The sequence below is a fragment of the Aeromicrobium sp. CTD01-1L150 genome (assembly GCF_041951745.1).
GTDB lineage: Bacteria > Actinomycetota > Actinomycetes > Propionibacteriales > Nocardioidaceae > Aeromicrobium.
Genome location: NZ_CP169555.1, coordinates 1031865 through 1045522, shown reverse-complemented (window position 1 = coordinate 1045522; position 13658 = coordinate 1031865). Strand labels below are relative to the sequence as shown.

The 13658-nt window shown below is 68.8% G+C and carries 17 protein-coding genes; 7 read left to right on the top strand and 10 right to left on the bottom strand.

From position 1 onward, the window contains the following. Positions 1-3: 3 nt before the first annotated feature. From ACEVFP_RS05160 to ACEVFP_RS05135, 6 genes are all read right to left on the bottom strand, one after another. Complete coding sequence (locus ACEVFP_RS05160; RefSeq protein ID WP_375002503.1) at positions 4-648, bottom strand: 3-oxoacid CoA-transferase subunit B; 645 nt, start codon at positions 646-648, stop codon at positions 4-6. Then, positions 632-1432 carry a CoA transferase subunit A gene (locus ACEVFP_RS05155; RefSeq protein WP_375002501.1) on the bottom strand — a complete coding sequence of 267 codons (801 nt, stop codon included), beginning with the start codon at positions 1430-1432 and terminating at the stop codon, positions 632-634. Before ACEVFP_RS05155 ends, ACEVFP_RS05160 begins: the two co-directional genes overlap by 17 nt. Next, complete coding sequence (locus ACEVFP_RS05150) at positions 1429-1881, bottom strand: nuclear transport factor 2 family protein (protein WP_375002500.1); 453 nt, start codon at positions 1879-1881, stop codon at positions 1429-1431. The genes ACEVFP_RS05155 and ACEVFP_RS05150 overlap by 4 nt, the downstream gene beginning before the upstream one ends. Positions 1882-1916: 35 nt before the next feature. Next, positions 1917-3698, bottom strand: coding sequence for an FAD-dependent monooxygenase (locus ACEVFP_RS05145; RefSeq protein WP_375002499.1), 1782 nt, complete (start codon positions 3696-3698; stop codon positions 1917-1919). A gap of 88 nt (positions 3699-3786) precedes the next feature. Beyond that, complete coding sequence (locus ACEVFP_RS05140) at positions 3787-4710, bottom strand: VOC family protein (RefSeq protein WP_375002497.1); 924 nt, start codon at positions 4708-4710, stop codon at positions 3787-3789. A gap of 16 nt (positions 4711-4726) precedes the next feature. Further along, positions 4727-5581, bottom strand: a complete 855-nt coding sequence (locus ACEVFP_RS05135) for a fumarylacetoacetate hydrolase family protein (RefSeq protein ID WP_375002495.1) — start codon at positions 5579-5581, stop codon at positions 4727-4729. A gap of 114 nt (positions 5582-5695) precedes the next feature. Between ACEVFP_RS05135 and ACEVFP_RS05130 the strand changes: the two genes are divergently transcribed. From ACEVFP_RS05130 to ACEVFP_RS05115, 4 genes are all read left to right on the top strand, one after another. Continuing rightward, positions 5696-6409, top strand: a complete 714-nt coding sequence (locus ACEVFP_RS05130; protein ID WP_375002493.1) for an FCD domain-containing protein — start codon at positions 5696-5698, stop codon at positions 6407-6409. Continuing rightward, positions 6378-7010, top strand: coding sequence for an isochorismatase family protein (locus tag ACEVFP_RS05125; protein WP_375002490.1), 633 nt, complete (start codon positions 6378-6380; stop codon positions 7008-7010). The genes ACEVFP_RS05130 and ACEVFP_RS05125 overlap by 32 nt, the downstream gene beginning before the upstream one ends. Before the next feature lie 166 nt (positions 7011-7176). Beyond that, positions 7177-7746, top strand: a complete 570-nt coding sequence (locus ACEVFP_RS05120; protein ID WP_375002489.1) for an NADPH-dependent FMN reductase — start codon at positions 7177-7179, stop codon at positions 7744-7746. A gap of 154 nt (positions 7747-7900) precedes the next feature. Continuing rightward, positions 7901-8209 (top strand): GNAT family N-acetyltransferase, encoded by a 309-nt coding sequence (locus ACEVFP_RS05115; protein WP_375002488.1) that lies wholly within the window; start codon positions 7901-7903, stop codon positions 8207-8209. A gap of 162 nt (positions 8210-8371) precedes the next feature. Here ACEVFP_RS05115 and ACEVFP_RS05110 read toward each other — a convergent pair whose 3' ends face one another. Both ACEVFP_RS05110 and mca read right to left on the bottom strand, forming a co-directional pair. Beyond that, positions 8372-8587, bottom strand: coding sequence for a hypothetical protein (locus tag ACEVFP_RS05110; RefSeq protein WP_375002486.1), 216 nt, complete (start codon positions 8585-8587; stop codon positions 8372-8374). Between the two features lie 35 nt (positions 8588-8622). Continuing rightward, on the bottom strand, positions 8623-9495 hold the full coding sequence (gene mca, locus ACEVFP_RS05105) for a mycothiol conjugate amidase Mca (protein ID WP_375002484.1): 873 nt from the start codon (positions 9493-9495) through the stop codon (positions 8623-8625). 106 nt (positions 9496-9601) lie between these two features. Between mca and ACEVFP_RS05100 the strand changes: the two genes are divergently transcribed. Together ACEVFP_RS05100 and greA are read left to right on the top strand one after the other, a co-directional pair. Then, positions 9602-9979, top strand: a complete 378-nt coding sequence (locus ACEVFP_RS05100; protein WP_375002482.1) for a DUF4307 domain-containing protein — start codon at positions 9602-9604, stop codon at positions 9977-9979. Positions 9980-10047: 68 nt separating this feature from the next. Next, positions 10048-10545: a transcription elongation factor GreA gene (greA, locus tag ACEVFP_RS05095; RefSeq protein ID WP_375002481.1), complete on the top strand. Its 498-nt coding sequence runs from the start codon at positions 10048-10050 to the stop codon at positions 10543-10545. Positions 10546-10570: 25 nt separating this feature from the next. Here the strand turns inward: greA and ilvA are convergent, their stop codons facing one another. Both ilvA and ACEVFP_RS05085 read right to left on the bottom strand, forming a co-directional pair. Then, positions 10571-11767 (bottom strand): threonine ammonia-lyase, encoded by a 1197-nt coding sequence (gene ilvA / locus ACEVFP_RS05090; RefSeq protein WP_375002479.1) that lies wholly within the window; start codon positions 11765-11767, stop codon positions 10571-10573. Beyond that, the gene (locus ACEVFP_RS05085; RefSeq protein WP_375002478.1) at positions 11764-12936 is read right to left on the bottom strand and encodes an AI-2E family transporter; all 1173 of its coding nucleotides are present in this window, start codon (positions 12934-12936) and stop codon (positions 11764-11766) included. Before ACEVFP_RS05085 ends, ilvA begins: the two co-directional genes overlap by 4 nt. 66 nt (positions 12937-13002) lie before the next feature. On the opposite strand from ACEVFP_RS05085, the gene msrA reads away from it, so the two are divergent. Further along, positions 13003-13635, top strand: coding sequence for a peptide-methionine (S)-S-oxide reductase MsrA (gene msrA, locus ACEVFP_RS05080; RefSeq protein ID WP_375002477.1), 633 nt, complete (start codon positions 13003-13005; stop codon positions 13633-13635). Positions 13636-13658: the final 23 nt, after the last annotated feature.

Here is a 13658-nt window from a genome sequence, read left to right as displayed (position 1 = left end):
CCCTCAGGCGGAATGGTACAAAGCGACGACTGGGGCGGCGGTCTGCCGCTGCAGCTCCTCGAAGGTCACCCCGGGAGCCAGCTCCACGGCAGCCAGTCCGTCCGGGACGACATCGAGGACGCCGAGGTCGGTGATCACCCGGTCGACCACTCCCCTGCCGGTCAGCGGCAGGGTGCACTCGGGCAGCAGCTTGGCGGCGCCGTCGCGGGCCACGTGGTCCATCACGACCACGACGCGGCGGGCTCCGTGCACGAGGTCCATCGCGCCACCCATCCCCTTGATCATGGCGCCGGGGACGGTCCAGTTCGCGAGGTCGCCCTGGGCGGAGACCTGCAGAGCACCGAGGATCGCCAGGTCGATCTTGCCGGCGCGGATCATCGCGAAGGACTGTGCGGAGTCGAAGTACGAAGCCCCCGGCACGACCGTGACGGTCTGCTTGCCGGCGTTGATCAGGTCCGGGTCCACCTGTTCCGCGGTCGGGAACGGGCCTAGCCCGAGGATCCCGTTCTCGCTCTGGAGCGCCACCCCGACGCCTGGCGGCAGGTGGTCGGGAACACCTGTCGGCAGGCCGATACCGAGATTGACGTAGTCGCCGTCGCGGACCTCCCTGGCAGCGCGGGCGACCATCTGCTCACGCGTCCACGGCATCGGGCACCTCCGGTCGGAGAGTCAGCTTCTCGACGTGCTTGTCGGCGGCTTGCTCCGGCGTCAGCGCCACCACTCGGTGCACGAACACCCCGGGCAGGTGGACAGTGTCCGGGTCCAGCTCGCCGGGCTCGACGAGGTGTTCGACCTCGGCAACCGTGACCCGGCCGGACATCGCAACCAGGGGGTTGAAGTTGCGTGCGGACCTGCGGAAGACCACGTTGCCGTGCCGATCGCCCTTCCAGGCCCGGATGAGTGCGAAGTCCGCGGCGATCGCCTCCTCCAGGACGAAGTCCTGCGGCCCCGCCGGTGTCGCGAACTGCTGCACCGGTTTCGGGGGTGAGGCCAACGCCACGCCTCCGTCGGCGCCATAGCGCCACGGCAGTCCGCCGTCGGCGACCTGGGTGCCCACACCTGTGCGAGTGAAGAAGGCAGCGATACCGGCGCCCCCGGCGCGCAGCCGCTCCGCCAGGGTGCCCTGCGGCGTCAGCTCGACCTCGAGCTCGCCGGCAAGGTACTGACGGGCGAACTCCTTGTTCTCGCCGACGTACGACGCCACCATGCGTCGTACCCGTCCGGCCGAGAGCAGCAGCCCCAACCCCAAGTCGTCGGCGCCGCAGTTGTTCGAGACCAGCTCCAGGTCGGTGGTGCCCCGCTCGAGCAAGGCCTGGATCAGGACACTGGGAACGCCACTGACCCCGAATCCCCCGACCGCGACGGTGGCCCCGTCAACGACGTCGGCCAGCGCCGCCGCCGCAGAGGGAACGAGCTTGTCGAGCCCGGTCATCCCGGCGCGACCTCCTGGGAGAGCCAGGGGTAGCGGGCGGTGTCCGCGTCGGCGTAGTCCGGGTCGAGATAGACGAACAGTCGCTGGATCTTGCCGTCGCGGATCTCGAAGACGTCGCACCAGCGGCCGGCGTGGGTCACCCCCGCGCGCCACTCGCTGCCGTCGGCGGTGCGTCCCGAGGAGGTGCCCTCCACCACGACGGTGTCACCGGCATGGATGTAGTTGAGGTAGGCGTAGTCGTGGGTGATCGCGGAGAGGAGGCCGGCCACCGCGCCGAAGGCCGCCTTGATCTCGTCGATGCCGTTCGCCAGGCCCCACTTGGGGAAGTAGAGCTGGGCGTGGTCGTCGAAGAGGTCGAAGAAGTCCTCCCCGCGGTCAAGACGCTTGAGGTACTCCAGGGCGATGGTCTTGCGCTGTTCGTCGCTCATCGGAGCGAGGGTCTGGGACATGCTCGTACTCTCTGTGGTTGGGAACGGGTCTCGGCTCAGCGGAGCTGGGTCGACAGGACGGTGCTGAGGGCGTCGCGGAGGGTCCCGTGCGGGTCATCGACGGCACCCAGGGAGCGGAACGCGACGTATCGATCGGGGCGGACGACCAGCACACCGTCGTCGGCGATCTCACGGTGCTTCAGGAAGGAGAACCGGACGTCGACGAGGTCCGCGTCCAGGATGCCCACCGTCCCGGCGACGAGGGGCAGGTCGTTCTCGGCTGCGATCTTCTCGGCTGCCTCCGCCCAGGCGTGACCGTCGGTGCCGGTCAGCACGAGGAACTTGCCGCCGTGGACCAGGTTGCCGAGGGGGAAGCGCTCGCCCTCCTTCTCCACGAAGGCGTGCGGCAGGGGCGCGCCGGGCTGGGTGCTGGGCTCGTAGAGGCGGACCGGGTCGAGCGGTTCGCGCATCGGGCTGCCGTCGGCGACGACGGCCGTGGAGTCGTACCGGTAGCCGAACTCGGTGTGATGGTGGTGGAACTCGATCGTCTGGGACGCCACGGCCTGGTTGAGGGCGTGGCGCTTCTCTGCCGAGCCGGGCAGGTCGTGCCACAGCGGTGCCAGCTCGGCCCAGTTCTCCTCCGGGGTCTTGTCGTCCGACAGGTTCAGCGCCTGATCGATGGTGAAGTGGTTCATCGCGTTGGCGATCGCGTTGTCGATGTTGTTCTGGTCGACCGGCTTGCGCTCGGCCTCGTAGGTGTCGAGCAGCGGGTCGCCTGCCCGGCCGGCGAGGACCGCGGCCAGCTTCCAGGCCAGGTTGTAGACGTCGGCGATGGCCGAGGTGAGGCCGAGCCCACCGGTCGGGGGGTGGCGGTGTGCCGCATCGCCGGCGAAGAACACCCTGCCCTTGCGGAACTGGTCGGCAATCACGCCCTCCATGACCCATGGGCTGATCTTGTGGACGGTGACCGGGTGATCGGCCGGGAGACCCAGGGTTGCGTACATGCGCTCGAGAACCTTCTCCGGCTGCATGGCGTCGGGGTCGTCGTTGGCGTACTGCATGTGGCAGACCCATTCCTCGGACTCCGGGCCCCAGTGGTCGGGGCCCATCGGCACGAGGACGCCGCTCCACGAGCCGCCGAAGCTGGGGTTGACCAGCCAGCGGATGAGGATGTCGTCGTCGGTGGCCCACTGCGAGAGGTCAGTCGTCATGTGCACCGAGACCAGCTTCATGATGTCCCGTGGACCGCTCATCCCGACGCCGACCAGGTTGCCGATGGTGCGACCACCGTCGGCGGCGATGAGGTACTGCGACCGGACGGTGTACTCACTGTCGGTGTTCTTGTCACGGATCGTCGCGGTGACGCCCTCATCGTCCTGGACGAGGTCGAGGAGCTCGTTGTTGAAGCGCACGTTGCCCGGGTTGAGCTTCTCGGCATGATCCTTGAGCACCGGCTCCAGACGGACTTGGGGCAGGTTGCAGGTGCGGCAGGCACTGGCGGCGATGTAGTCAGGGTCGGTGTACCCGCCTCCCCAGACCTCGAGCTCACCGAGCTTGCGGCCGTAGTCCTCGTGGTCTCCGGCGAGGCCGGCGTACCAACCGGTGGCCCGCATGTTCTCCGCGGGCGTGCTCCGCTGGTAGATCTCGGGCGCGACACCGGCCTCGGTGAAGATCTCCATGGCGCGCTGGTTGAGCACGTGGGCCTTCGGCAGGGTGGAGGTGTGCGGGAGCGAGCTCACCAGGAGTGACTCGACACCGAGGGTGGACAGCATCATCGATGCGGTGAGGCCTGCGCCTCCTCCGCCCACGATGAGGACGGGGACTTTGATCTCAGTCATGAGTGCTCCTTGGGTCGGCAGGTGGTGTGGTCAGACAGGCGGTCGGAGGGCTGGCACACGCACGGGCGTCGGCGGTGACCCGTCGGGGTCAGCCGGCGCTGTGTGCGCCAGTCATGTGGGCGGCGACGTCCTCGGGGAGGAGGAACGATGGTGGCGGCGGCGGACCCCAGCTGAACAGGCCCTTGGCGCCTTCCAGTTCTTCCGGAGTCCAGAGCTGGTCGTCGACGACACAGTCCATGTCGGAGTAGTACTCGCTGAAGTTGCCGGCGGGGTCCTTGAGGTACCAGAAGAAGTTGGACCCGGCGTAGTGGCGACCCAGACCCCAGACGTGGCGCTCGGGGTGGTCCTCGAGCATGGCCATCGCGCCGCGTCCGATCTCATCGACGTCCTCGACCTGCCAGGAGGTGTGGTGCAGGAAGTTCATCGGGGCGGCTGCGACCAGGACGTTGTGGTGATCGTTCGAGCAGCGCAAGAACGCCCCGGTGCCGACGATGCGGTCACTGACCTTGAAGCCGAGGCCGTCAGTGAAGAAGCGCTGCGTCGCCTCCATGTCGACGCTCCCGATCACGACGTGGCCGAGCTTGCGGGGGCGGACCGGGCCCTCCCGGACGATGCCCGGCGCACGAGGCTCGGTGCGCTCCAGACGCCCCACCCCGTTGTACGGCGTTGGCGGCAGCTCCGGCTGCTCCAGGCGGGGCGCCACCCGGACGACGGCCCGGAATCCCGCGATCGGCTCCTCGGCGCTCACCGAGGTGTCGTCCTGGGTGACGTCCAGGCCCAGGGCACGAAGCCGCGAGGCAACCCTCTGCAGGTCGTCGGCATCGTCGGCGCCGATGGAGATCTCGACGAGGCGGCGGGTCGGCGCCGAGACGAGGTGCAGCTGCTCACCACCGTCGACGGTGGCGAAGGAGGAGGGGCTGGTCGGATCGAGGCCGAACTGGTCGTAGTAGGCGGCCGTACTGGCGACGTCGGGGACGCCGATGGTGACGTTGTTGAGGCGGTGCAGGGCCATGACTGTCTCCTTTGACTCAGGCCGAGGTGCCGACGAAGCGGTGGCGTAGCTCGCCGATGCCCTCCACCCAGCTGACGAGCACGTCACCCGGTTGGAGGTAGCGCTGTGGGGAGCGGCCCTGGCCGACTCCCGATGGGGTGCCGGTGAAGATCACGTCGCCGGGGTACAGCGTGGCGGTCGCGGACAGCCGAGAGATGAGCTCGGGGACCGAGAAGACCAGGTCGGACGTGCGGCTCTTCTGGACGGTCTCCCCGTTGATCGCGCAACCAAGCTCGAGATCGTCAGGGTCCGCGAACTCGTCCGGGGTGACCAGCAGCGGGCCCATCGGCCCGAAGCCGGGGTGCGACTTCGCGAGGCTGAACTGCGGCACCGGGCCGGCCAGCTGGGCCACCCGCTCGGACAGGTCCTGCCCGACGGTCAGGGCGGCGACGTGGGACCAGGCGTCCTCGGCGCTGACGTCCCGGGCGGTGCGCCCGATCACCACGACCAGTTCGACCTCCCAGTCGACGTCACCGTCGGGGAGCTCGATGTCCCCCTCGGGTCCCGTGAGCGACGAGGTGAACTTTGTGAACGTCGGTGGTTGCTCGGGCACCGCGTGGCCGGCCTCGGCGGCGTGCTCGCGGTAGTTCAGCCCGATCGCGAACACCTGGGTCGGCCGGGTCACGGGCGTCTCCAGCACGGCCCGACTCGCGGGTGCGGTGATCTCGACGCTGGCGGCGTCGAGGCCGACGGCCCAGGCGTGGAACTCCGTCCACCGGTCGAGCACCGCACTCGGGTCGCTGGCGAAGCGGCCGGCGCTGGCGCTCTCGACGTCGACATCACCCTCTGACAGACGGATGACCAGCCGTCCCTCTACGTTCGCGAGCTTCATGCCCGTCCTCCTTCGTCGTACGTGACCGATGTCACTAGTGAAGCACAGTGATTTCGCATGCACAAGTAATATTCGAATATATAGATGCAGTGCGCACCGTGCTATCGTGCGCACATGGCTGCAAAGGAACGTGCGAGCACCGAGGTCGTGCACTCCCGAATGCGCGCCGACGTGCTCGCCGGCGTCTACTCCCCGGGCGAGAAGCTGAAGTTCGCCGACCTCTGTGAGCGGTACGCCGCCAGCGTGGCCGTCGTCCGCGAGTCACTGACCCGGCTCGTCGAGCAAGGCCTGGCCGTCTCCGAGCCTCGGATCGGCTTCCGGGTGACACCACTCTCGCTCGAGGACCTGCTCGACCTGACCGCCACGCGCTGCGACATCGAGGGGCTCGCCCTCGGCCATGCTGTCGACCGCGGAGACGTCGAGTGGGAGTCACGCCTGGTGGCAGCGCACCATGTCCTCGAGCGCACTCCCCTCCTGGCCGACGACGACCCGCCACGAGTGTCCGACCAGTGGGAGGCGGCACACGCGGCCTTCCACGCCGCGCTGATCGAGGGCTGTGGCAGTCAGCGACTGCTGTGCATGACCGAGTCCCTGCGCGATGCCTCCGAGCTCTACCGGCGCTGGTCGCGTCCGTTCGACAAGGACCGCGACGTCGCCGCCGAGCACCGCGGACTGCTCGAGGCGGCTCTCGCCCGCGACGCCGACCTGGCGGTCACCCGTCTGCGCGACCACTTTGGCCGGACGGCCGAGATCCTGCAGGAACATCTCATCGACCGGACCGACGAGGATGACACCCATGCCCAAGACCGACCCGGAGCCCGTGCGTGACCCACGCCAGGACCACCTACTCACCCCGGCGAACTGCGTCGTCGCACTGATCGACTTCCAACCCGAGCAGTACTCCACGGTTACCAGCGCCAGCCGCGAGGAGATCAACCTCAACGTGGTCGCACTCGCCCGGCTCGCCCACGCGTACGAGGTGCCCGTCGTCGTGTCGACCGTCGGCGTGGACCTCGGCGTCAACCAGGGCACCGAGCAGGCCATCCTCGACGAGCTGCCCGGCGTCACCGAGATCGACCGCACAGGCGTCAACGCCTGGGAGGATCCGGACTTCCGCGCGGCGATCGAGGCGACGGGGCGGCGCAAGGTCGTCATCGCCGGCCTGTGGACCGAGGTCTGCTTGGCCTTCCCGACCCTCGACATGCTCGGCGAGGGCTACGACGTCCACCCCGTCGCCGATGCCGTGGGCGGCATCAGCCAGGTCGCCCACGACCGCGCCTTCGACCGGATGATCGCCGCCGGCGCGCGCCCGGTCACGGCCATCTCCTTCGGCTCCGAGCTCATGCGCAACTGGGCGCGCCCCGATTCCGACAAGCTGCGCCAGGTGGTGCGCTGGTACTTCTCGGAGCGACAGCGCCGACTCTCCTGAGTGGCCGGTGGGCTCACGGCGCGCCCCGTGCCAAGTGACCCTCGGCCGAACAGTCACGACCCTGGGCGGAGTCGCCTGGCAATCTATGCGAACATCATGGAATATTCGAACCACTTCAGGTCTTGTAGGTACCAGTTGACTTCGACCCCCAGATGAAGGAGGCGTGATGCCGCGACTCGCAGTGATCATCGCCAGCAGCCGACCCGGACGCCTTGCGGGGCCCGTCGCCGAGTGGTTCGTCTCGTTGGCGCGCCAACGCGACGACTTCGAGATCGACGTCGTGGATCTCGCGGAGGTCGGCCTACCGTTCCTGGACGAGCCGAACCACCCGAGGCTGCGCAACTACGTCCACGACCACACCAAGGCCTGGAGTTCTCGGGTCGAGGCCGCCGACGCCTTCGTCATCGTCACGCCTGAGTACAACTTCGGCATGCCGGCGATCCTCAAGAACGCCTTGGACTTCCTCCACCAGGAGTGGGCACACAAGCCCGTGGCGTTCGTGTCGTACGGCGGTATCTCGGCCGGCACCCGTTCGGTCCAGATGACCAAGCAGGTCGTCACCACGCTCCGGATGATCCCGGTCACCACGGCCGTGTCGATCCCGTTCGTCCATCAGAGCCTCGACGACAGCGGGCGGCTGGTCGCCAACGAAGTCATGACCGACACAGCGACCGCGGTCCTCGACGAGCTCGCCGCCCTCGAGCAGGCACTCCGGCCCCTCCGCGCCGCTGCCTGACACACGCCAGGCCACCTACCGGACCAGGGGACCTCACATGCGAGCAGCAGTTCTCGAGCAGGACATGACCGGCGCCGTCGTCACGGTCGACGGTGGCCAGACGGCGCACTGACGCCGCGCGGCCTCGAACAGCAACCACGGGAAGGATCAGCAGATGAGCGAGACCACGGAACCCGTCAGTGTGCGCAACGTGCCGGAGAAGCACCGCTACGAGATATGGATCGGGGAGGGCCTGGCCGGCTTCGCGCAGTACCGCCTGCCGGACGACCAGCACGTCGACTTCGTGCACACCGAGATCGACCCGGCGTACGGCCGGCGCGGGCTCGCGGCCCAGCTCGTCGCCGATGCCCTCGCAGATGTCCGAGCGCAGGGCAAGCGCATCATCCCCCACTGCCCCTACGTTGCGAAGTACCTCCAGAAGCACCCCGGCTACGAGGACCTGGTCGACTGGCCGCAGCGCTGAGCCTGCGGAAGAAGCTCACGCGCCGACCTCGACAAGGGCCTGCCCCGACGTCGTCGGGCGCCCCGAGCCGTCCATGACGCGTGGCCGACCATGACGCGTGGCCGACCATGACGCACAGGCACCGTCGATCACCGACGCAGGCGGGCCCGGGGCCGGGGCCGTTCAGTCCTCGTCTTGCGGCGGGTCGGTGCCGTCGGCCGACTCCTCGCCCTCCCACGGCTGGCTGGCCCGTCTGGTGTGCTTGGCGAAGGAGCGTGCCAGCACCACGACACCGAGGGCCAGCACCACGACGACGATCAGACCCAGCCAGCCGGGCTTGACGATCTCAGGGTCGAGACCGCGCGGCTCGCTGCTGACCAGCATCACGAAGAGCTCCATGCCGGTCAGGGTACGCCCGCTCCCGGCAGCACCTCTCAGCGGAGCCCGGCGAAGAGGTCGTCCTCGGGCAGCGTCGTCTCGACCGTGGAGGACACCAGCTCGAAGTCCTCGGTGGGCCACGCCTCGGCCTGGACCTCACGGGGCACCGCGAACCAGAACCCGTCGGGATCGATCTGCGTCGCGTGGGCGAGCAACGCCTGGTCGCGCACCTCGAAGTAGTCGGAGCAGGGGACGCGGGTCGTCACGCGCTTCTCGTGCTCCTCGTTGATCTCCCACTTCGCCAGGCGGTCGGCGTAGGGCGACTCCAGCCCGTGGCGCAGCATCGCCTCGTGGATCGCGGTGACGCGCGCGTGACTCCAGCCGAAGTGGTAGTAGAGCTTGGCCACCTGCCACGGCTCACCGGCGTCCGGGTAGCGCTCGGGGTCCGCGGCGGCCTCGAAGGCGTACACGCTGACCTCGTGGCACTTGATGTGGTCGGGGTGGGGGTAGCCACCGTTCTCGTCGTAGGTGGTGAGCACGTGCGGCTTGAACTCGCGGATCAGCCGGACGAGCGGCTCGGCCGCCTCCTCCAGCGGGACGAGCGCGAAGCAGCCCTCGGGCAGCGGCGGCTTGGGATTACCCTCCGGCCAGCCGGAGTCGACCCAGCCGAGCCAGTCCTGGCGAACACCCAGGATCTCGCGGGCACGGTCCATCTCCTCGCGGCGGATCTGCGTGATGAGCTCAGGATTGTCCAGGATCCCCGGGTGGTCGAAGCTCGGGTTGAGGACGTCACCCCGCTCCCCGCCCGTGCAGGTGACGACGTGGACGTCGACCCCCTCGGCCACGTACCTGGCCGTCGAGGCGGCACCCTTGCTGGACTCGTCGTCGGGATGCGCGTGCACGTGCATCAATCGCCACTGCTCACTCACGGTGTCAGTCAACCACCGCCGACCGCCGTCTCTTCCCCCGGTTCGGTGAGTTCTTCCAGCGACCGGTGCCCGGCAACCCCTTCGCCCGGCCTGAGACAATGGCCTGGTGTCCTCCACCGCACAGTCCCGCTACGGCCGCCGACAGCTCCCCCGCTGGTTCTGGCCCGCGTTCGCGACGGTCGCGATCGGACTCGGGGTCGCCTGGGCGGCCTGGGTGGCCTTCGACGAGCCGGCGGTCAGTGCTGAGGTGTACGGCTACGAGGTCGTGGACGAGAACCGCACGGTGGTCACGATCGACATCCATCGTCCCGACCCCGTCGACATCAGCTGCACCGTGCAGGCACAGGCGCTCGATCACTCCGTCGTCGGCGAGCGGACCGTGGAGCTGCCGGCCACGAAACAGCGGAGCGAGCGTCTGGAGATCGACGTGGAGACCGAGCGTGAGGCCATCACCGGGGTACTGAGGACGTGTCATACGCACTGAACACTGGTATGATCGGCGTTTCAACCCCAGGCAGGTGCCTGGGGTTCCGTACGTCGAAGGAGCCGCACATGACGCAGCCCACCGAGACCATCTGGGTGACCCAAGAGGCCTATGACCGCCTCTCCGAGGAGCTCGAGCATCTCAAGGGTGACGTGCGCGCGGACGTCACGGCCAAGATCGCCGCGGCCCGCGACGAGGGCGACCTGAAGGAGAACGGCGGCTACCACGCAGCGCGCGAGGAGCAGGGCAAGATCGAGGCCCGCATCCGCCAGCTGGAGGACATGCTCCGCCGCGCCGAGGTCGGCGAGAAGCCTGCCGACGACGGCCTGGTCGAGGCCGGCATGAAGGTCACCATCCGGTTCGCCGGGGACGACGACACCGAGACCTTCCTGCTCGGCTCACGTGAGCTGCTGAGCCTGGACTCCGCCGTGGACCTGGACGTCTACTCCCCCACCTCCCCGCTCGGCGAGGCGCTCGTCGGCCACAAGGTCGGCGACGAGGTGTCCTACGCGGCACCGAACGGCAAGACCATCACCGTCGAGGTCGTCGACGCCACACCGTTCTGATCCGTAGCCCTCATCGGGCCCGGCCTCACATCAGCTGGTGGCCGAGGCTCGTGAGGTGCTCACGCACCTCGTCGCGATGTTCGGGGCCGCGGGTCGCCACCTCGACGGCCACCTCGACCTCCCGCACGCCCAGGGAGTCGGCCGACCGGTCGTGGGCGACGTCGACGACGTTGACCCCCATGGCCGCCAGGTCCGTGAGCAGCCGCACGAGCGCACCAGGCCGGTCGGAGAAGCGCACCCGAAGGTGCATGAACCGCCCTGCCGCGGCCAGACCGTGCCGGATGACGTCGAGCAGCACGAGAGCGTCGATGTTGCCGCCGGACAGGACGGAGACGACGGGGCCCGCAAACGCCTCGGGCCTCTCCAGCAGCGCCGCGACGCCCGCGGCCCCCGACGGCTCGACGAGCATCTTGGCGCGTTCCAGCAGGCCGATGAGCGCCTGGCTCATCGACTCCTCGCTCACGGTGACGACCTCGTCGAGCCGGTCGGCGATCACCTCGAACGGGATCAGCCCGGGCTGGGCCACGGCGATGCCGTCGGCCATCGTCGGGCCCATCGTGCCGCGCACGGGCCGGCCCTGCGCCAACGACCCCGGATAGGCGGCGGCGTCCTCGGCCTGCACGCCGACCACCCGCACGTCGGGGCGACGTTCGCGCAGCAGCGCGATGCCGGCGGCCAGGCCGCCCCCGCCGAGCGGGACGACGATGGTCCCGACGTCGGGCAGCTGCTCGAGGATCTCCAGCCCGACCGTTCCCTGTCCGACCAGCACGTCCTCGTGGTCGAACGGGTGGATGAGCACGGCACCGGTCTGTTCGGCGATCTCCTGGGCCCGAAGGAGCGCCTCGGTGACCCCGGCACCGGCGAACTCGATCTGCGCGCCGTAGCCGCGCGTCGCCTGGACCTTGGGCAGCGCCGCCCCGTCGGGCATCACGATGGTCGCCTTGCAGGCCAGCAGCTGCGCCGCCAGAGCGACGCCCTGGGCGTGGTTGCCGGCGCTGGCCGCCACCACGCCGCGGGACCGCTCGGCCGCGCTGAGCCGTGAGATCCGCACGTACGCGCCGCGGATCTTGAACGAGCCCGTCCGCTGCAGGTTCTCGCACTTCAGGAAGACGGGGACCTGGGCTCGGGTGCTCAACCAGCGTGAGTGGGCCAGCGGCGTCTCCTCCACCACCTGGTCCAGCAGGCTGCGAGCCTGCTCCACGTCACGCAGCTCGACGTTCACGGCGTCGAGCCTCCAGCATCCCCGGTACCGTCGGCATTCTCGGCCGAGACCCCCTCAGTGACGTCCGAGGCGACGTCCGGAAGGGGTTCCTCGGGGAGCCCGTCGGGTTCCAAGGGGGTGCCGGCCTCTGCCGCCAGGTGTCGAACGATGCCGTTGAGACACGCCACGAGCGGCACCGCCATGAGGGCGCCGACCACACCGCTGACCGTGATGCCGGCCGCGATGGCCACGATGATGGCCAACGGGTGGACCGCGACGAAGTGGCCCATGAGAAAGGGCTGCAGGACGTGCGACTCGACCTGCTGGACGATGATGACGGCCGCGAGCATGAGCACGGCGGTGATGGGACCCTGCGCCACCAGCGCCACCGCCACGGCCACGAAGCCGGACAACAGCGCCCCGATGATCGGCACGAAGGCTCCGAGGAAGACCAGCACACCGATCGCCAAGGCCAACGGCACGCCGAGCAGCCAGGCTGAGACCGCGATGCCGACGGCGTCGATGAGCGCCACCATCACGGTGGCGCGGACGAAGCCCGTGAGGCTGGTCCAGGCGGCGACTCCGGAGGAGTGCACCTTGGCGCGGGCAGTGCGCGGGAAGAGCATCGTGGTGAAGGCCCAGATGCGGTTGCCCTCGTAGAGGAAGAAGAACGCGGCGAACAGAGCGATGAAGAATCCGGCCACCACGTGGGTGAGCGTCGTGCCGATGGCGGCGATGCGATCGACCGCACCGTTCTGGCCGAAGGTCGCGATGGCGTCCTGCACGCGCTCGATGTAGGAGGCGAGCTGGCGGTCGCTGAGGCCGAGCGGGCCCTCCTGGGCCCACCGCTGCATCTCATCGATCCCTGCGACCACCGAGAGGCGCAGGTCGTCGAACTGTGTGGAGAGCTGCTGGCCCACGAGGGTCAGCAGGCCGAAGACACCGACGAGCATCGCGATGACCACGATGAAGGTGGCCAGGATCCGGGGCACGCCCCAGCGTTCGAGCCGGTCGACGACACCGATCGTCAGGGCCGTCCCGAGCACGGCGACGGCGATCGGGACGGTGACCTCGGAGAAGAATCGCAGGAACCAGAACAGCCCGAGACCGGCGGCGATGATGACGATGAGTCGCCAGGACCATTGGGCCGCGATCTCGACGCCGACCGGTACCTCGTGCCGGGTGCTCACGTCTGTTCTTCCCTCACGATGATGAGACTATGCGACCACGTAGGCTGTTCGTGTGAGGTGGTCCCGTTGATCTTCGGAACACGTAAGTCTGAGCTGCCGACCGAGGCCAACGCCCTTCGTGGGCGTGAGACCCGTCCGCACGACGTCGGCGAACGTCATGCCGTGCTCGGCACCCCGATCGAGACCGACGTCCCCGACGGCATGGAGTCGGTGGTCTTCGGTCTGGGGTGCTTCTGGGGCGAGGAGAAGACCTTCTGGGAGGTGCCGGGCGTGTGGTCGACGTCGGTCGGATACGCCGGCGGTGTCACGCCGAACCCGACGTATGAGGAGGTCTGCTCCGGGCGCACGGGACATGCGGAGGTCGTGAGGGTTGTCTTCGACCCCGCCCGGGTGAGCTATGCGGACCTGCTGCGCACCTTCTGGGAGAACCACGACCCCACGCAGGGCATGCGTCAGGGCAACGACCGCGGCTCGCAGTACCGCTCGATCATCCTGACCACGACGAACGAGCAGGCCGAGCAGGCCGCCGCCTCCCGCGATCTGTACCAGGAGAAGCTGACCGCCGCCGGCTACGGACGCATCACGACCTCGATCGTCCCGCTGACGGAGTACTTCTACGCCGAGGAGCAGCACCAGCAGTACTTAGCAAAGAACATATTTGGGTACTGCCCCATTCACGCGACCGGTGTGGCCTTCTAGAGGTCGTCGTTTCGCTCGCTAGG